This is a genomic window from Pseudomonas sp. Irchel 3H9 (genome assembly GCF_900187495.1).
Classification (GTDB): Bacteria; Pseudomonadota; Gammaproteobacteria; order Pseudomonadales; family Pseudomonadaceae; genus Aquipseudomonas; species Aquipseudomonas sivasensis.
The window spans coordinates 169,802-188,001 of record NZ_FYDK01000003.1; the positions used below are offsets into that span (position 1 = coordinate 169,802).

Here is an 18,200-nt window from a genome sequence, read left to right on the forward strand (position 1 = left end):
CGTTTGCACGGGCGGCCTGTTGTCGCCTGCAAAAAACCTCGCTATAACAGCTAGTGGCATACCGCCACATACTGGAAGTACTGCGATGAACCATGGAAGTTTCGTCATACAAAAGCTGTTCAAACACTACAACGTTCACATGGAGCAACTGGGTCACGACCCGCAAAAGAAAACGGTACTGATGGTCAATGGCGCGCTCTCCACCACCCGCTCCTTCGCCCGCACCAGCAAATGCCTGGCCGAGCATTTCAATGTGCTGCTCTTCGATTTGCCATTCTCCGGCTATTCCCGCGAGCACAACACCGACCTGGACCTAGTGACCAAAGACGACGAAGTGCAGATGCTGCGCGCCCTGGTGGAACGCTTCGAGGTCAACCACCTGGTATCGGCCTCCTGGGGTGGCATCTCCACGCTGCTGACCCTCGCGCACAACCCGCCGTCCATCGAAAGCTCGGTGGTGATGGCCCTGGCGCCCAACCTCAACCAACCCATGCTCGACTACGTGGAGCGCGTGCGTGTGCTGATCGAGGCCGATGACAAATCCGCTGTCGGCCACTTGCTCAACGAGACGGTCGGCAAATACCTCTCGCCCCGGCTCAAACGAAATAACCACCGTCACCTGTCGACCATGGCCACCACCGAGTACCGCCAGGCGCGCTTCCATATCCATCAGGTACTCGGCCTGGGCGACGGCAACTACCTGCCAGCACTGCGGCAGATTGAAACGCCGGTGCATTTCCTCAACGGCGCCCTGGACGAATACACCCCGGCCGCCGAAGCCCAGCTGTTCAAGCATTACGTGGCCCGCAGCAGCTTTGCAGTGGCCGAGCACACCGGTCATTTGCTTGATCTGGAGTCCCGCGAGGCCGCGTTATCGGTGCACCGCGCGCTGCTGAATTTTTTGGTGGGCGAGCACGCGGTGTTGTCGGACTTAGACGAACCGCCAGTGGGAAAAAGCGCGACGAATGGCGCATAATCGCCAACACATAGCCTGCTAACAAAAGGGTTCCCATGCCGAATCGCGTCCCGCTCGATGACAAGACCGCCCGCTGGCTCCCCTGGGTGGTGGCGATTGCCTTCTTCATGCAGTCGCTGGACGGGACGATTCTGAATACGGCGCTGCCGGCAATGGCGCGGGACCTCGCCGAGAACCCGCTGCGTATGCAAGGTGTGGTGATCGCCTACATGCTCACCGTCGCCCTGCTGATCCCGGCGTCCGGCTGGATTGCCGACCGCTTCGGCACTAAGAAAATCTTCTTTGGCGCGATCATGCTGTTCAGCATCGGCTCCTTGCTGTGCGCCTTGTCCAGCAGCCTGACCATGCTGGTGGGTGCGCGGGTGATCCAAGGCTTGGGCGGCGCGCTGATGCTGCCGGTCGGAAGGCTGGTCGTTCTCCGTGCTTACCCGCGCTCCGAGCTCGTGCGGATCATGGGCTTCATCACCATTCCTGGCCTGCTCGGCCCATTGCTCGGCCCGACCATGGGCGGCTGGATGGTGCAATACCTGACGTGGCACTGGATCTTCCTGATCAACCTGCCGGTGGGCATGATCGGCTGCTACGCCGTGTGGAAATTCATCCCCGACCTGCGCGGCAGCGAGCGCACACGCTTCGATGGCCTCGGCTTTTTGCTGTTCGGCGCGGCGATGGTGTTGATCACCATCGCGATGGAAGGCCTGGGCGAACTGCACTTGCCGCACCTGCGGGTAATGTTGCTGCTGTTCGGCGGGCTGGCGTGCCTGGCGGCGTATTGGCTGCGGGCCGGGCATATCGACAATGCGCTGTTCTCGCCGGTGCTGTTCAAGACGCGCACGTTTGCGGTGGGCATTCTGGGCAACCTGTTCGCCCGCTTGGGCAGCGGCGCGCTGCCGTTCCTGGTGCCGCTGTTGTTGCAGGTAGCGCTGGGTTATTCGCCATCGCAAGCCGGTATGAGCATGCTGCCCCTGGCGGCGGCGGCGATGTTTGCCAAGTCCGTGGCGCGTCCGTTGATCGAGCGCCTGGGTTATCGCATCGTGCTCACCGGCAATACCCTGGCGCTGGGGATGATGCTCGCCAGCATGGGTCTGGTTACGGAACAGACGCCCTACCCTTTGCTGCTGGGCATGCTCGCGGTGCTGGGGGCGATCAACTCCCTGCAATTCACCGCCATGAACACAGTGACCCTGATCGACCTCGACGACGCTCAGGCCAGCAGCGGCAACAGTTTGCTTTCGGTGGTGGCGCAACTGTCCCTGAGCCTGGGCGTGGCCTGCGCCGGTGCGCTGCTCGGCGGCTTCACTGCCGAATCGGGCAATGATGGCGTGGAAAGTGTGTTGGGCGCCTTCCAGTTGACCTTCCTCACCGTGGGCATCATGGCGATGCTGGCGGCGGCGATCTTCCTGCAACTGTCGCCAACAGACGGCAAACGGGTGGTCAACCCGGACCAACATATCGAGCATTAAGCGGCGTCTCGTCTAGAACTTGCGGGGAAATTCCCACAGGGCTGGTACACTGCGCGACATTTTGTTTTGCAGAGCCAGTCCCGTGACTACCATCGCCACCGCTTTTAATACTTTGCCCCTGTCCGCCGCCATGCTGGCTAACCTCGACTCGCTGGGTTATGTCGAGATGACGCAGATCCAGGCGCAAAGCTTGCCGGTGATCCTCAAAGGGCTGGACCTGATTGCCCAGGCCAAGACCGGCAGCGGCAAGACCGCTGCATTCGGTATCGGCCTGTTGAACCCGATCAACCCGCGCTACTTCGGCTGCCAGGCGCTGGTGATGTGCCCGACGCGTGAACTGGCCGACCAGGTCGCCAAAGAAATCCGTCGCCTGGCCCGCGCCGAAGACAACATCAAGGTCCTGACCCTGTGCGGCGGCGTGTCCCTCGGTCCGCAGATCGCCTCCCTTGAGCACGGCGCCCACGTGATCGTCGGCACCCCGGGCCGCATCCAGCAACACCTGCGCAAAGGTTCGCTGGTGCTGGACGGCTTGAACACCCTGATCCTCGATGAAGCCGACCGCATGCTCGACATGGGCTTCTACGACGCGATCGAAGACATCATCAGCAAGACCCCACCACGCCGCCAAACCCTGCTGTTCTCGGCCACCTACCCGGTGAGCATCAAGCAGCTGGCCTCGAAGTTCATGCGCGCGCCGCAGCAAGTGAAAGCCGAAGCGTTCCACTCCGACGACCAGATCGAGCAGCGTTTCTACGAGATCTCCCCGGAAGAACGCATGGACGCCGTGACCAAGGTGCTGGCGCATTTCCGCCCGGCTTCCTGCGTGGCGTTCTGCTTCACCAAGCAGCAAGTACAGGAAACCGTCGACCACCTGACGTCCAAGGGCATTTCCGCCGTTGGCCTGCATGGCGACCTGGAACAGCGCGACCGTGACCAGGTGCTGGCGATGTTCGCCAACCGCAGCACCTCGGTACTGGTCGCCACCGACGTCGCCGCCCGTGGCCTGGACATTGACGCGCTGGACATGGTGATCAACGTCGAACTGGCCCGCGATTCGGAGATCCATATCCACCGCGTCGGCCGTACCGGTCGTGCGGGCGAGACCGGCATCGCAATTAGCCTGGTGGCGCCGTCCGAAGCGCACCGCGCCCAGGCCATCGAGCAACTGCAGAAGTCGCCGCTGAACTGGGACCAACTGGACAACCTCAAACCGCAAAGCGGCGGTCCGTTGCTGCCGGTGATGAGCACCCTGTGCATCGCCGCAGGCCGTAAAGACAAAGTGCGTCCGGGCGACATCCTCGGCGCACTGACCGGCGAAGCCGGCATCCCGGGCGCGCAGGTCGGCAAGATCGCGATCTTTGACTTCCAGGCCTTTGTGGCTGTTGAGCGCGGAATCGCCAAGCAAGCGTTGCAGCGCCTGAATGACGGCAAGATCAAAGGCCGTTCGTTGCGCGTTCGGATCCTGTAACACGATCTCCGCACCAATGGAGATCCAATGTGGGAGGGGGCTTGCCCCCGATAGCGGAGTGTCAGTCAATATAGATGTGACTGAACCGCCGCTATCGGGGGTAAGCCCCCTCCCACATTAACTGCATTCCAAATCAGAATTTGTATGAGGACACCGTTTTGCGCTCGACCGAAGTTGTGATCATTGGCGCCGGCGCCGCAGGCTTGATGTGCGCGCTGACCGCCGCCGGGCGCGGGCGCAAGGTGATGCTGATCGACCATGCGAACAAGGCCGGCAAGAAGATCCTGATGTCCGGCGGTGGCCGCTGCAATTTCACCAATATGTACACCGAGCCGGCCAACTTCCTCTCGCACAACGCGCACTTCTGCAAATCCGCCCTGGCCCGCTACACCCAGTGGGACTTTATCGGGCTGGTGGCCAAACACGGCGTGCCGTATCACGAGAAGAAGCTTGGCCAGTTGTTCTGCGATAACAAGTCCAGCGACATCCTCGGCATGTTGCTCGATGAATGCATCCAGACCGGCGTCAGCATGCACTTGGACACGTCGATCCAGGAGATTGCCAAGGTCGACGGCGGCTACCAGTTGCAAACCACGCTGGGTGAGTTGCGCTGCGAATCCCTGGTGATCGCCACCGGCGGCTTGTCGATTCCGACCCTGGGCGCCACCGGTTTTGGTTATCAAGTGGCCAAGCAATTCGGTCACGAACTGCTGCCAACCCGCGCCGGGCTGGTGCCGTTCACCATCACTGATCAGCTCAAGGACTTGTGCGGCGAGTTGTCCGGCACCTCCGTGGACTGTCTGGTCAGCTGCAACGACCAGAGCTTTCGCGAGAACATTCTGTTTACCCACCGTGGCCTGAGCGGTCCGGCGATCTTGCAGATTTCCTCCTATTGGGAATCCGGCGACACCGTGGAAATCAACCTGCTGCCCGACCACGACGCCCACACCTGGCTGCAACAGCAACAGGTCGAGCGCCCCAACAGCGAGCTGAAAACCCTGCTGGGTGAGATCTTCACCAAGAAGATGGCCAACCTGCTGGCGGACACCTGGTTTGCGTCCAAGCCGATGAAGCAGTACACCCACGCCGAAATCGCCGACATCGCGCAGAAGCTGGGGAGCTGGCAGCTGGTGCCGGCGGGCACCGAGGGCTATCGCACCGCCGAGGTGACGTTGGGTGGGGTGGACACGCGGGAAGTGTCGTCCAAAACCATGGAATCGCTGAAAAGCCCTGGCTTGTACTTTATTGGGGAAGTGCTGGACGTGACCGGCCATCTGGGCGGATTTAACTTCCAGTGGGCGTGGGCCTCCGGTTACGCGGCCGCGCAGTTTGTTTGACGCGACGCAGTAAAAAATGTGGGAGGGAGCTTGCCCCCGATAGCGGTGCATCAGTCACCGATATTCTGGCTGACACACTGCAATCGGGGGCAAGCCCCCTCCCACATTTTGATTTGAGGTGTGCCTGCGAATAATTTGTTGTCAGATGTGATCACCACCCTTGCCGTGGCGTCACTGATGGCTCAATTTAACGGCATCGTCCCGGAAGACTCACGACTTCATGTCATCGACCTCGTTCAAGCAGTCTATGCGGCGCCTGTGGGCGCTGGATAAATTCAGTTACAGCATTCGGGTATTCATCGCCCTCACCGGCAGCATGGCGCTGTGCTGGTATCAGGATGAAATGACGCTGCTGATCCCGCTGTTCCTGGGGATTATCGCCAGCGCCCTGGCTGAGACCGACGACAGTTGGCAGGGCCGCCTCAATGCCCTGGCAGTAACGCTGGTGTGCTTCAGCATCGCCGCGCTGTCGGTGGAATTGCTGTTCCCTTACCCCTGGATTTTCGCCATCTCCCTGGCTCTGGCGACGTTCGGCCTGACGATGCTCGGGGCGCTGGGCGAACGCTATGGCGCGATTGCGTCGGCCACCTTGATTCTGTCGGTCTACACCATGATCGGCGTGGACCAGCGCGGCGGCGCCGTCAGTGATTTCTGGCATGAGCCGTTGCTGCTGGTGGCCGGCGCGGCCTGGTACGGCGCGTTGTCGGTGCTGTGGCAGGCGCTGTTTTCCAACCAGCCGGTGCAGCAGAGCCTGGCGCGGCTGTTCCGCGAGTTGGGGCGCTACCTCAAGCTCAAGTCGTCGCTGTTTGAACCAATCCGCCAGTTGGATGTGGAGGCGCGCCGCCTGGAACTTGCCCAGCAAAATGGCCGGGTGGTGGCCGCGCTGAATGCCGCGAAAGAAATCATCCTGCACCGCGTGGGCAATGGCCGACCGGGGTCGAAGGTCAGTCGCTACCTCAAGCTGTATTTCCTGGCCCAGGACATCCACGAACGCGCCAGCTCATCCCACTACCCTTACAACGCCCTGGCCGATGCGTTCTTCCACAGCGATGTGCTGTTCCGCTGTCAGCGCTTGCTGCGCCAACAAGGCAAGGCCTGCCAGGCCCTGGCCGAGTCGATCCAACTGCGCCAACCGTTCATCTATGACGACAGCTTCGCCGAAGCCCTGAGCGACCTGAACGCCTCCCTGGAACACTTGCGCATCCAGAGCAACCCGGCCTGGCGCGGCCTGCTGCGTTCGTTGCGCGCCCTGGCGGCCAACCTGTCCACCCTTGACCGCCTGCTCGGCGACGCGAGCAACCCCGACGCCCTGGCCGACGCCACCGACAGCAACCTGTTGGACCGCGCGCCGCGCAACCTTAAAGAAATGTGGACGCGCCTGCGCACCCAACTCACGCCGACGTCGCTGCTGTTCCGACACGCGTTGCGCCTGTCACTGGCGCTGACCATCGGCTACGGCACCTTGCATGCCATCCACGCCTCCCAAGGTTATTGGATCATCCTCACCACCCTGTTTGTGTGCCAGCCCAACTATGGTGCGACGCGGCGCAAGCTCGGCCAGCGGATCATCGGCACCGCTATCGGCCTCACCGTGGCCTGGGCGCTGTTCGACCTGTTCCCAAGCCCCTTGGTGCAATCGATGTTCGCCATCGCTGCCGGCCTGGTGTTCTTTATCAACCGCACCACCCGCTACACCCTGGCCACGGCAGCAATCACCCTAATGGTGCTGTTCTGCTTTAACCAGGTGGGGGATGGCTACGGGCTGTTTTTGCCACGGCTGTTCGATACCTTGCTCGGCAGTTTGATCGCCGGCCTGGCCGTGTTCCTGTTCCTGCCGGACTGGCAAGGCCGTCGCCTGAACAAAGTGCTGGCCAACACCCTGACCTGCAACAGCATCTACCTGCGCCAGATCATGCAGCAATACGCCGCCGGCAAAAGCGACGACCTGGCCTATCGCCTGGCCCGCCGCAACGCGCACAACGCCGATGCGGCGCTGTCCACCACGCTGGCGAACATGTTGATGGAGCCGGGGCATTTCCGTAAGGAGGCGGATGTGGGCTTCCGTTTCCTGGTGTTGTCCCACACCTTGCTCAGCTACTTGTCAGGCCTAGGAGCCCACCGCGATACGCCATTGCCGGCTGAGGTGCGCGAGCATCTGATCGACGGCGCGGGTAAAACCCTCGCTGCGAGCATCGATGAAATCGCGACTGGTTTGGCCAACAAGCAACCCATTGCGATCCAAAGCGACGCCGAGGAAGCCCTGGCGGCGGACTTGGAGCAGATGCCGGATGAGATTGATGAAGGGCAGCGATTGGTGCAGACACAGTTGGCCTTGATTTGCCGGCAGTTGGGGCCGTTGCGCACCTTGGCGGCGCACCTGATCAAAGATACCAGCGCGGCTTAGGCCGCTATCGGGGGCAAGCCCCTCCCACACTTGATCGGATTCACACGGTCCAAATGTGGGAGGGGCGGTGCGACGATTCGACGTGCTCCCGATGAGGCCCGCACTGGCACTACATGCCATGGGCCTTCATCAACCGCGCATAACTGCCATCGACCTTCATCTTGGCAATCTCGCGGTCAAAGCTCGCCACAATCTGCGCGTGCTCAGGGTTCTTCAGGCTCACCAGAATATGCAGGCTGTTTTCACTCAGCGGCTGGGGCAGGAACTCCACCGTATTACGCACCCGGGCCGACTCCCGTGCCAGGTAAAAGCGCGCCACATATTCATCCTCCACCGTCAGCCGCACCCGCTGCGCCGCCAGCATGCGCACGGCCATGGCGAAGTTATGCACAGGCACTTTCTGCAACTGCGCATCCCCATCGAACGCCGCTGAATACGCATAACCACGTACCACCGCGATGGGATAGTCGTGCAGTTGCTGCAGGTTCTGAAACTCGATGGGATCGTCACGGCGCTTGATAAAACGCACGCGGTTGAGCAGGTATTCGCCGGAGAATTGCCCCAAGTGCGTACGCGCGTCGTCGTACCAGGCGTTGACCAGCACGTCATAGCGCCCGTCACCCACGCCCATCAGCGCGCGAGCCCAGGGCACCTGCTCGAAATCGCTGGCATAGCCCGCGCGAGCCAAGGCCGTGCTGACAATATCAGTGGCCAAGCCCCCGTTGATCAGCGTGGCATCGGTAAAGGGCGGCCACGCATCCGCGACCAGGCGCAGGCGCTGTGCACATGCAGGCGTTGCTAGCAGCAACACTCCAATCAAAGCAACGGCACGAGAGAATCGCGGCATGCTCAAAATCCTTGGCGGACAGGCGGTGGCCTTAGCTCAGGCTGCGCCTGAGGTTCTAACATTAGCTCAGATTACACAAAGAAACGGCCGCCGCCTGCACTCAATAGTGGCAAATTGATTTCATTCACAAAAATAGTTGATTTAGACACCCAAGCCCGTCGCGCCTACTATCCAGAACAGACATTTACGAGAGAACACACCATGACAGTCGATTGGGTCTGCAAACATCACACCGACCTGGGCAAGGAGCAGCTATACGCCATCCTGCGCTTGCGCTGCGAGGTTTTCGTTGTCGAGCAGAAGTGCGTTTATCAGGACATCGACGGGCAGGATCTGACGGGTGATACCCACCACCTGATGGCTTGGAAAGACGATGAACTGATGGCCTACCTGCGCCTGCTGGATCCGGAATCCCAAGGTGGCGACGTGGTTATCGGTCGGGTGATCGTCGCACCGGCGGCACGGGGTACCGGGCTGGGGCACGAGATGATGGAAGAAACTCTCAAGCAGATTGAGGAGACCTGGCCTGAGACGCCGATCTTCCTGTCAGCCCAGGCGCATTTGCAGGGCTATTACGGGCGGTATGGGTTTGTGGTGGCGGGTGAGGAATACCTGGAGGATGACATTCCACATATTGGTATGCGGCGCGCTTAAGGCCGCCATCGGGAGCAAGCCCCCTCCCACATTTGAATGTGTGAATACATTCAAATGTGGGAGGGGGCTTGCTCCCGATAGCGCCAGACCAGCCACCGCCAAACTCAGGGATAACCCAGAACCCGCTTGATCTGGTCGAGATTCACCTCGATCCAGCCCCGATCAATCGCGCCCCAGTCGCGAATCCGATAGTGCCCGGCATGGTTGCGGGCGCCGTCTTCCTGTTCGAATTCACACACGATATCCAGGTCAGCCAACGCCGCAATCGTGTCCTGCGCCGTTCGCCGGGGCATACCGGTGACGTCGGTCAGCGCCGGCACACTGCTGGCGAGCCCGCTGTCGATCAGGTACGCCACGTACAGGCGGCGGTAGAAGCTGCTTTTGGTCTTGCTCACATCCATGGTCAGTCGCCTTGTGCGGTCAGGGCTTGCCCTGCAGGTCGCGATACGTGAGGTACACCCGCAGGTCGAATTCCACCTGGTGGTAGCCCGGCATCATGTGATCGCAGAGTTTATAGAACGCCTTGTTGTGGTCCGATTCCTTAAAGTGCGCCAGCTCGTGCACCACGATCATGCGCAGAAATTCCGGAGCGGCGTCCTTGAACAGCGAAGCAATGCGGATCTCTTTCTTGGATTTGAGGTTGCCGCCCTGCACCCGCGAAATCGTGGTGTGCAGCCCGAGGGCGCGGTGGGTCAGATCCAGGCGGTTATCGAACAGCACTTTGTCGATCGCTGGCGCATTGCGCAGGTGTTCCTGCTTCAACGCCAGTGCGTAGGCGTACAGGGCTTTGTCGCTCTGCACCGCATGACGCTCGGGATAACGCTGCTCCAGGTAAGCGCCCAACTGGTCCTTGGCGATCAGTTGACGTACTTGCTCCTGGAGGGCTGCGGGGTAAGCCTGGAGGTATTTCAGCGCGGTCATTGAGGTCTGCAACAGGGTTCGAATGGGCGCCAGTGTAGCGAATTCAGCGCAGGCGGGCGCGTGACCAGTCGACCACTTCGTCGGCCATCAGTGGGTGCGCCGCCCACGGTCCCTGGATAAATGGGCAGCCATGGGCTTTGAGCCACTGAGCTTGCTCCTGGGTTTCCACACCCTCGGCCACCACCAGCACGTCAAAATGCCCGCACAGTTCGATAATGCTGCGTGCCATCGCTGCGTCCCTCACCGACCCCGGCAGGCGCGCGACTAATTGCGGATCGAGTTTGAGGGTGTCGAACTCCAAGTCACGCAGATGCGCCAGGGAGCATTGTCCCGAACCAAAGTCATCCAAAGCGATGCGCACCCCGATTCGGCGCAGTAACTTGAGCTGCTTGGTGGCCTCTTCCAAGCTACTCATCAGGCAATCCTCGCCGATTTCCACCTCCAACTGCCCAACCTGAAGCCCATGTCGCTCCATCACCTGCTGCAACTGGTTAGCCAGGTTGGGCATATTGAACTGGCTGCTACTCAGGCTGACGCTCAGCACCAATTCATCGTCGAAGGTGCTTTGCCACACCTGACGCTGGGCAGCGACCTGTTGATAAATCCACGCGCTCAGTTGGCTGATCAGCCGCGCTTCCTCCAGCAGCGGTAAAAACAGCCCAGGCGGTACATCGCCGACGCTGGGGTGTTGCCAACGCAATAACGCCTCGACACCGCGCAGGCGCCCATCCGCCAGAGAGACCTGAGGCTGGTAGACCAGGGTGAAATCCTTGTTTTGAATGGCAGTACGCACGCTGTCTTCGAGCATCAGCCGCGAGCGCGCGCGGCCGTTCATTTCCTGGTCGTAATAGCGATACTGCTGACGGCCCGCGCGCTTGGCTTCGTACATGGCGATGTCGGCCGCACGCAGCAAACCATTCAAGTCCGAACCGCAGTCCGGGAAGGTCGCAATGCCAATGCTCACGCCGAGCATCACATCCAAACCGTCAACCTGCTGACAAACAGAGACTCGTTCGATCAGTTTTTCCGAAATTTTTGCTGCCTGCTCTGGGAACTCCAACTCCAGCAGCGCAGTAAATTCATCACCGCCCATGCGGCCGATAATGTCGTAGGAGCGCAAGCCGCCCTGCAATTGCTCCGAAACCCAGCGTAAAACCCGGTCGCCCGCATCATGGCCCAAAGAATCGTTGACGCGCTTGAAACCGTCGAGGTCCAGGTACAGCAACACCAAGGACTGCTCTGTGCGCTCACTGCGCAACAGCGTGTTTTCCACAGCCTGGTGGAAGCCGCGTCGATTCAGCAGCCCGGTCAGCGGGTCGGTAACGGCTTGGAATTCCAACTGCTGATGCAGGTGGCGCACTTCGGACATATCCAGCACCGTCACCACCATGGCCTTCTGTTCGGCGGGCAGCGGCGCGCATGACAACGCCGCCGGCACCTGCTGGCCACGGCCGGTGCGCAGAAGCGCATCGTGCAGGCGCCAGGTTTCGCCCTTGCGGTAACCGGCGTACATCTGCGAATCCAGCCACGTGGGCACATGGGGCTTTTGCATGAAACTCAGGAATTCCTGGCCCTGCAACTCTTGGATCGGGGCATTGAGCAGGCGCGAGATCGCCGGGTTGGCGTATTCGATCACGCCCTCCTCACTCACCACCAGGATGCCCTCGGCGGCGTTATCCAACACCGAGGCATTAAAGGCCCGGGCTGACTCCAGATCATGGCTCAGGCGCTGCAAGGCCCGGCGAATGCGCTGATGCTCCAGCAACGCCTGGACCTTGGGCTTGAGAATATGCGGGTCGAAGGGTTTGAACAGGTAGTCGATGGCGCCACTGGCATAGCCTTCCAGCACGGCGGCGGGCGACTGGGCGTTGGCACTCAGGAAGATAATAGGGGTCATGCGTGTGCGCTGGTTGCCACGCATCAGGCGGGCGACTTCAAAGCCGTCCATGCCGGGCATCATGACATCCAGCAATACCAGGTCCACTTCATGCTGCAGCAGCACCTCCAGAGCTTCCAACCCGGATTCCGCGGTGACCACCTGCCAGTCATCACGTTGTAGCAGCGCACGCATGCTGATCAGGTTTTCCGGGTAGTCATCGACGACCAGAAGAACCGAACTGCCATCGCCATGAGGTGGAGCGCATTCCATGCTGGGTCTCTTCCTTAGGTCTACTCCGGTCACTTCTGAGAGAAAACACGGATAAACATTGAGGGCTCACTCTAGCCCTGGATACTGAAAATCAGAAGTGACGTGGATGCCATCATTGCGCCAAAGTTCACTCAGCCGACTAACGGTCAACCTCTACAGCCCACGGTTCATGGGAAACATGGCTTTTTGGCATTCATTTGGCGCCAATAAATTGCCAGCAAATGTTTAACAACAGGCCGGCCACCGCCTATAAAGAACCTGTAAGGCCCACGGGCCAAAGCCTTCACCCCCTGTAAAAGGCCAACGCCATGATCGACCTCTCCACTTGGAACCTGAGCATTCCGGTCGGCTCGCCCCCCGCGACTATCGACACCCCAAAGCTGCTCAGCGGCTTCAACGACCAGTACTTCCAGGCCGAAGGCAGCTACGTGCAGTTCTGGACACCCGTCACCGGCACCCGCACCGAAAACGCCATCTACCCACGCAGTGAGCTGCGCGAAACTTACGCCGACGGGCGCTTGCGTAACTGGACCTACCCCGAAGCCGACAACTTCCTGCGCGCCACCTTGGCCGTGAACCAAGTACCCTCCAGCGGCAAGATCGTCATCGGCCAGATCCACGCCTATGACAGCCAAAAACCGCTGATCAAGCTCGAATACCAGTTCAAGGAAAAGACCCAGACCGGCAACATCGTCGCCAAAGTGCGCATGCGCCCGGATGAAGGTGAAAGCCGCGTGGTCATCGTCGCGTCCAATGTGCCGCTGGAGAAAAGCTTTACCTACGTGATCAACCTCAACAAAGCCGGGCTGCTCAGCGTGTACGCCGCCGACAGTGAATGGAACGAGCGCATTGGCGCAGCGTGGGGCAGCAAGCCGCTGTACTTCAAGGCCGGCGCGTATGTGCAGGACAACAGCGGGGACAGCAAGGAAGGCGCGAAGGTGACGTTTGCGAAGTTGGATATTGATCACGAGTGATGCGTGACCCAACGTTTTCGCGATATCACGCATAGCCAAATCATCTTGAAAACTGTCAGGCCTCACAGTCGCCAAGATTAACCTATTGGGGGAATCTAACGCCCATAACCGTGGGCCTCCCCCATGGATCTGGAGTCTTGAGATGCGCATCTCAATGCATGACATCCGTAAAAAACTTCAATCGACGAAGAAATTCAAAATAGACGTCCGCCTGAGCGATAGCTCCGACGAGACCGATGAAGGAGAAGACCCAAGGTTCGACGATAAAAAAGCAGAGCTGACTTACTATCGCTCAGCAGGCGTGTACCGGACCGTCAACCTCAGGACATAAAGACCATTGAGCCGATCAGCGATAACACAAGTCATCGAACCCTTTGGATTACTGAGCCCGGCATAAACTCGGCAGGTGTTTTCTGTTGCCCCAAGGATGATTCACTGACATCCCCAGCCTCTTAAACAATGCACCAGCTCCTGCGGTAAGGGCACTTGCTACCGCCGGAAGCCGCTGCGCAGTCCAACCGAAGCGCCCTTGCCACACGCAGTTTTCTGTTCGCTCTCTCGATTGACAGCCAACTAATCCGGCCCTTTTTGAATCGATAGCCCATCCGCTATTAACGACCTGCATCTCCCGCTACCTGGACCATCAAGGCGTGGCTGCCTTATAACAGGTGGAGGGCTGGAATTCGCACTAACATACATAGCAAAAAGTCATAAAAAACTGTTAATTATTACAGGTTTCAAAACCATTATTTCAATCCAAACTAATTATCACAAGATGGAAAAAAGGTTTATGCAGCGAACACGCCATCCTGACAAACCATGGCGCCCCCCTAGTTAGAGCAACATTAAATATCACTTACCCGTACAACTTTGTTGTTCGAAAAAACAAGGAGCATTCAAATGAGCGTCATTACCCCTATCATCGAAAGAATAAACGGCTCTACAGCATCGCCAAGCGCTACAGCTCTCGTTGACCGCTCTTTCAGAATCGAAGGCATTGGCTTTCCAAATGGGGAACTAGAGGTACGACTGGGCGCTGCCAGCAGCAAGCCACTGAAAACGATAAAAATCTCAGCGAATGGAATATTTTCAGATAGTGTAATGGCCTCAATCTCAGGCCCTGTTACTTTGACGCTGACTGAAACTGATGCGACCCCGAAACAAGTCTCGATAAATCTTGATATTCAGAAAAAAATCACTGAAAACTTAGCCGATGAAGAGTTGAGATTCGCCCTTAATCAAGAATTTGTTACCAATAACAACTTTAAATTCATACACGAGGGCAACATCGAGCGATCTTTCAGCAAATCCATAGAAGCCATAAGCAAGACTAACCTTAGACAATATGTAATTAGTGACATTCAGCGCGAAGCACTCTTCGGGCCTAAAGTCTATGTTAGTAGATCAGAGCAGGCCGTGGCCGCATCGGTAAAAATTTATTTGCGAGGAACAGATGATGTCCCTCTCAATTTCAACAAAATGAGTTTTTCATATATCGCTGTTGGCCCTTTGTCATTCGAATGGTCGGATGGCAAAACCACTACCCCCATAAAAGCAGCAACACAGGGTTTAGACCGGTTTACCTTCAGCACTTTAAACATGGAGCATATTGTTATAAGGAGCAAGCCAACGGGCTCATTCTATTTTGTAGCAGGAAACTTTGAAGCGGAGCCTGTATAACGTCCAAAATCAGCTAAATATAACAACCCGTCTCACGACGGGTTGTTATATTGCACAACTACAGGACACCGTAAATTTCATGCCCGCGAGCGAGGCTCCAACGAACATTACGCTTGCTCATCAAAAACCCGCATCGCCACGGGTTTATTCACGCTTGCGGTTCAATTCACCTTAGCGTTCAACTCACCTTTCAGGTAACGCTGGTACATCGCTTCCAGCGAGATCGGCTTGATCTTCGAGCCGTTGCCGGCAGTGCCGAAGGCTTCGTAGCGAGCGATACACACATCACGCATCGCGGTTACGGTGGCGCCGAAGAATTTACGCGGGTCAAATTCGCTCGGGTTGGTGGCCATCAGGCGACGCATTGCGCCGGTGGACGCCAGGCGCAGGTCGGTGTCGATGTTGACCTTGCGCACGCCGTGCTTGATGCCTTCAACGATTTCTTCAACCGGTACGCCGTAGGTTTCTTTGATGTCGCCGCCGTACTGGTTGATGATCGCCAGCCACTCTTGCGGGACCGAGGAAGAACCGTGCATCACCAAGTGGGTGTTAGGGATGCGCTTATGGATTTCCTTGATGCGGTCGATGGCCAGCACGTCGCCGGTAGGCGGCTTGGTGAACTTGTAGGCGCCGTGGCTGGTGCCGATGGCGATGGCCAGGGCATCGACCTGGGTCTTCTTGACGAAGTCAGCGGCTTCTTCCGGATCGGTCAGCATTTGGCTGTGATCAAGCACGCCTTCGGCGCCGATGCCGTCTTCTTCGCCGGCCATACCGGTTTCCAGGGAACCCAGGCAGCCCAGTTCGCCTTCAACCGAGACGCCGCAGGCGTGAGCCAGGGCTACGGTTTGCTGGGTTACGCGCACGTTGTATTCGTAGTCGGTTGGGGTCTTGCCGTCTTCGCCGAGGGAGCCGTCCATCATCACCGAGCTGAAGCCCAGTTGGATGGAGCGCTGGCACACGTCTGGGCTGGTGCCGTGGTCCTGGTGCATGCACACCGGGATGTGCGGAAATTCTTCGATTGCGGCGAGGATCAGGTGACGCAGGAATGGAGCACCGGCGTATTTGCGGGCACCGGCCGAAGCCTGGACGATCACTGGGGAGTCGGTCTTGTCAGCGGCTTCCATGATGGCGCGCATCTGCTCAAGGTTGTTGACGTTAAAGGCTGGAACGCCGTAGCCGAACTCGGCTGCGTGGTCCAGCATTTGACGCATGCTGATAAGTGCCATTGTGTTGTCTCTCCCGGTCGAGGGTCGTTAATCGTGCAAGCCTGCCGTAGCGGCGGCTGCTATTCAAGTTATTGCCGGTCAGGTTTTGCATGCCTGGCCTGCTGAATCGTTATTGCAGTGTCCGGCTCGCCATTTGGAACCGAATCAATGTGGGAGGGGGCTTGCTCCCGATAGCGATCTATCAGTCGCTGACTTCGGTGACTGACCCACCGCAATCGGGAGCAAGCCCCCTCCCACATTTGGATCTCAATACATTCGAGACCGTGTTCTGTTTACTGGGCCTTGCAGCCCCGCCCGATCAAATCGTCGGTGGCAACCCAGTAAATCAGGCCTTCCTCACCCTTGGTGTGAAACGCCAACTGGTCGTTGCTGTACAGCACGCCCGAAGCGGCAACGTCCTGTTTAAGGCGGTAAACCTGGTCGGAACCGCCGAGGCGTACATCCACCTCGCTACGGGCCTGGTTGGCAAATCGCCAGTTGACCTCGGCCTTGCTGTCGCAGGTCCAAGTGGTCCACTTATCGGCAGGCTCTGCCTTGTTGAACATGTTCATGCTGCTGCAACCGGCCAGTAGGGCCAGGGCTGCCAGGGCGAAAACGCCTTTCATTGCCAATCCTCGCAGCGGCGCCAGAGGCCGCCGATGCTGTCGGTTAGTTGATCAGACCCGTCAAGGGCAACCCTGTTCCTGACCGTTGGGCGCGGAGTCGTATTTCTCCAGCCGTTCGTTGCCGATGCGCTTGTTGATCACCGGCATGGTCTCGGCTTGCCAGTCAGCCTGGTAGCAGCTCTTTTTCTGCACAGGCAACGGCTTTCCAGCCTCCTGCGCCGCGCTTGGCGTGCTGCCGCAGCCGGCCAGAAGGCCCGCTGCGATCAACAGTGCCAACGACTTGATCATGGGAATGCTCCTTTTCCTGATCACGGGCCTTAGCCTTTGGCTCGAGCTTCCAACACTTCAACGGCGGGCAGCACTTTGCCTTCGACGAATTCAAGGAACGCGCCGCCACCAGTAGAAATGTAGGAGATACGGTCAGCCACACCATATTTGTCGATGGCCGCCAGGGTGTCGCCACCGCCAGCGATGGAGAACGCCGAGCTTTCAGCGATGGCATTGGCCAGCACTTTGGTGCCGTTGCCGAACTGGTCAAACTCGAACACGCCGACCGGGCCGTTCCACAGAATGGTCTGGGAGGCTTTCAGCAGTTCGGCGAAGTTGGCTGCGGTTTGCGGACCGATGTCCAGGATCATGTCGTCGGCAGCCACGTCAGCGATGAGCTTGACGGTGGCGGCGGCGCTTTCAGCGAATTCCTTGGCAACCACCACGTCAACCGGCAACGGCACACTGACCTTGGCAGCGATGGCGCGAGCGGTATCCAGCAGGTCCGGTTCATACAGGGACTTGCCCACCGGGTGGCCGGCTGCGGCCAGGAAGGTGTTGGCGATGCCACCACCGACGATCAATTGGTTGCAGATCTGGCTGAGGCTGTTGAGCACGTCCAGCTTGGTGGACACCTTGGAGCCAGCCACGATGGCAGCCATCGGCTGAGCCGGTGCGCCGAGGGCCTTGCCCAGTGCATCCAGTTCAGCAGCCAGCAGCGGGCCAGCAGCCGCGACCTTGGCGAACTTGGCCACGCCGTGGGTGGAACCCTCAGCACGGTGAGCCGTACCGAACGCATCCATCACAAACACGTCGCACAGGGCTGCGTATTGCTGGGCCAGTTCGTCGCTGTTCTTTTTCTCGCCTTTGTTGAAGCGCACGTTTTCGAACAGCACGATGTCGCCGGCCTTGACGTCAACGCCACCCAAGTAGTCAGACACCAACGGCACTGTGCGGCCCAGGGCCTCACTCAGGTAATCGGCCACAGGCTTGAGGCTGTTTTCTTCCGAGAACTCACCTTCGGTCGGACGACCCAGGTGGGAGCAGACCATTACGGCCGCGCCTTTTTCCAGGGCCAGCTTGATGGTCGGCAGCGAAGCCCGGATTCGCGCATCGCTGGTGACAACACCGTCCTTGACTGGGACGTTGAGGTCTTCGCGAATCAGTACGCGCTTACCTTGCAGATCGAGGTCGGTCATCTTCAACACGGTCATGGGTCGCAGTTCCTG

At 59.1% G+C, this 18,200-nt stretch carries 17 protein-coding genes; 9 read left to right on the forward strand and 8 right to left on the reverse strand.

The genetic code is table 11. From position 1 onward, the window contains the following. Nucleotides 1-85: 85 nt before the first annotated feature. The 5 genes from CKW32_RS12505 to yccS all read left to right on the forward strand — a co-directional run bounded on the left by CKW32_RS12505 (nucleotide 86) and on the right by yccS (nucleotide 7,648). Nucleotides 86-976, forward strand: a complete 891-nt coding sequence (locus tag CKW32_RS12505; RefSeq protein WP_032884035.1) for an alpha/beta fold hydrolase — start codon at nucleotides 86-88, stop codon at nucleotides 974-976. 35 nt (nucleotides 977-1,011) lie between these two features. Continuing rightward, on the forward strand, nucleotides 1,012-2,439 hold the full coding sequence (mdtD, locus tag CKW32_RS12510; RefSeq protein WP_032884036.1) for a multidrug transporter subunit MdtD: 1,428 nt from the start codon (nucleotides 1,012-1,014) through the stop codon (nucleotides 2,437-2,439). Nucleotides 2,440-2,569: 130 nt separating this feature from the next. Further along, complete coding sequence (dbpA, locus tag CKW32_RS12515; protein WP_233897098.1) at nucleotides 2,570-3,907, forward strand: ATP-dependent RNA helicase DbpA; 1,338 nt, start codon at nucleotides 2,570-2,572, stop codon at nucleotides 3,905-3,907. Between the two features lie 158 nt (nucleotides 3,908-4,065). Further along, the gene (locus CKW32_RS12520) at nucleotides 4,066-5,244 is read left to right on the forward strand and encodes an NAD(P)/FAD-dependent oxidoreductase (RefSeq protein ID WP_032884038.1); all 1,179 of its coding nucleotides are present in this window, start codon (nucleotides 4,066-4,068) and stop codon (nucleotides 5,242-5,244) included. Between the two features lie 220 nt (nucleotides 5,245-5,464). After that, nucleotides 5,465-7,648 (forward strand): YccS family putative transporter, encoded by a 2,184-nt coding sequence (gene yccS / locus CKW32_RS12525; RefSeq protein ID WP_032884039.1) that lies wholly within the window; start codon nucleotides 5,465-5,467, stop codon nucleotides 7,646-7,648. A 109-nt stretch (nucleotides 7,649-7,757) separates the two neighbouring features. On the opposite strand, the gene CKW32_RS12530 is transcribed toward yccS, so the two are convergent. Next, complete coding sequence (locus tag CKW32_RS12530) at nucleotides 7,758-8,495, reverse strand: ABC transporter substrate-binding protein (RefSeq protein ID WP_032884040.1); 738 nt, start codon at nucleotides 8,493-8,495, stop codon at nucleotides 7,758-7,760. Between the two features lie 201 nt (nucleotides 8,496-8,696). Here CKW32_RS12530 and CKW32_RS12535 point away from each other — a divergent pair, with 201 nt between their 5' ends. Beyond that, nucleotides 8,697-9,149 carry a GNAT family N-acetyltransferase gene (locus tag CKW32_RS12535; protein WP_095185098.1) on the forward strand — a complete coding sequence of 151 codons (453 nt, stop codon included), beginning with the start codon at nucleotides 8,697-8,699 and terminating at the stop codon, nucleotides 9,147-9,149. A 104-nt stretch (nucleotides 9,150-9,253) separates the two neighbouring features. Here CKW32_RS12535 and CKW32_RS12540 read toward each other — a convergent pair whose 3' ends face one another. Genes CKW32_RS12540 through CKW32_RS12550 form a run of 3 tightly spaced genes read right to left on the reverse strand, consistent with a single transcriptional unit; the run spans nucleotide 9,254 to nucleotide 12,219 of the window. Further along, nucleotides 9,254-9,550 carry a helix-turn-helix domain-containing protein gene (locus tag CKW32_RS12540; RefSeq protein ID WP_032884042.1) on the reverse strand — a complete coding sequence of 99 codons (297 nt, stop codon included), beginning with the start codon at nucleotides 9,548-9,550 and terminating at the stop codon, nucleotides 9,254-9,256. A 19-nt stretch (nucleotides 9,551-9,569) separates the two neighbouring features. After that, entirely contained in the window at nucleotides 9,570-10,070 is a 501-nt protein-coding gene (locus CKW32_RS12545; RefSeq protein ID WP_095185099.1) for a M48 family metallopeptidase, read from the reverse strand. 43 nt (nucleotides 10,071-10,113) lie between these two features. Beyond that, entirely contained in the window at nucleotides 10,114-12,219 is a 2,106-nt protein-coding gene (locus tag CKW32_RS12550; protein ID WP_032884044.1) for a bifunctional diguanylate cyclase/phosphodiesterase, read from the reverse strand. Nucleotides 12,220-12,527: 308 nt separating this feature from the next. Between CKW32_RS12550 and CKW32_RS12555 the strand changes: the two genes are divergently transcribed. The 3 genes from CKW32_RS12555 (at nucleotide 12,528) to CKW32_RS12565 (ending at nucleotide 14,873) form a co-directional block, all read left to right on the forward strand. After that, nucleotides 12,528-13,193 (forward strand): polysaccharide lyase family 7 protein, encoded by a 666-nt coding sequence (locus tag CKW32_RS12555; protein WP_095185100.1) that lies wholly within the window; start codon nucleotides 12,528-12,530, stop codon nucleotides 13,191-13,193. A gap of 142 nt (nucleotides 13,194-13,335) precedes the next feature. Further along, nucleotides 13,336-13,524, forward strand: coding sequence for a hypothetical protein (locus tag CKW32_RS12560; protein WP_095185101.1), 189 nt, complete (start codon nucleotides 13,336-13,338; stop codon nucleotides 13,522-13,524). Nucleotides 13,525-14,093: 569 nt separating this feature from the next. Next, on the forward strand, nucleotides 14,094-14,873 hold the full coding sequence (locus tag CKW32_RS12565) for a hypothetical protein (RefSeq protein WP_095185102.1): 780 nt from the start codon (nucleotides 14,094-14,096) through the stop codon (nucleotides 14,871-14,873). 161 nt (nucleotides 14,874-15,034) lie between these two features. Here the strand turns inward: CKW32_RS12565 and fba are convergent, their stop codons facing one another. The 4 genes from fba to CKW32_RS12585 form a co-directional block, all read right to left on the reverse strand. Beyond that, nucleotides 15,035-16,099, reverse strand: a complete 1,065-nt coding sequence (fba, locus tag CKW32_RS12570) for a class II fructose-bisphosphate aldolase (RefSeq protein WP_032884050.1) — start codon at nucleotides 16,097-16,099, stop codon at nucleotides 15,035-15,037. Between the two features lie 272 nt (nucleotides 16,100-16,371). Then, complete coding sequence (locus tag CKW32_RS12575; RefSeq protein ID WP_095185103.1) at nucleotides 16,372-16,704, reverse strand: MliC family protein; 333 nt, start codon at nucleotides 16,702-16,704, stop codon at nucleotides 16,372-16,374. A gap of 60 nt (nucleotides 16,705-16,764) precedes the next feature. Next, on the reverse strand, nucleotides 16,765-16,992 hold the full coding sequence (locus CKW32_RS12580) for a hypothetical protein (RefSeq protein WP_032884051.1): 228 nt from the start codon (nucleotides 16,990-16,992) through the stop codon (nucleotides 16,765-16,767). A gap of 29 nt (nucleotides 16,993-17,021) precedes the next feature. Further along, entirely contained in the window at nucleotides 17,022-18,185 is a 1,164-nt protein-coding gene (locus CKW32_RS12585; RefSeq protein WP_032884052.1) for a phosphoglycerate kinase, read from the reverse strand. Nucleotides 18,186-18,200: the final 15 nt, after the last annotated feature.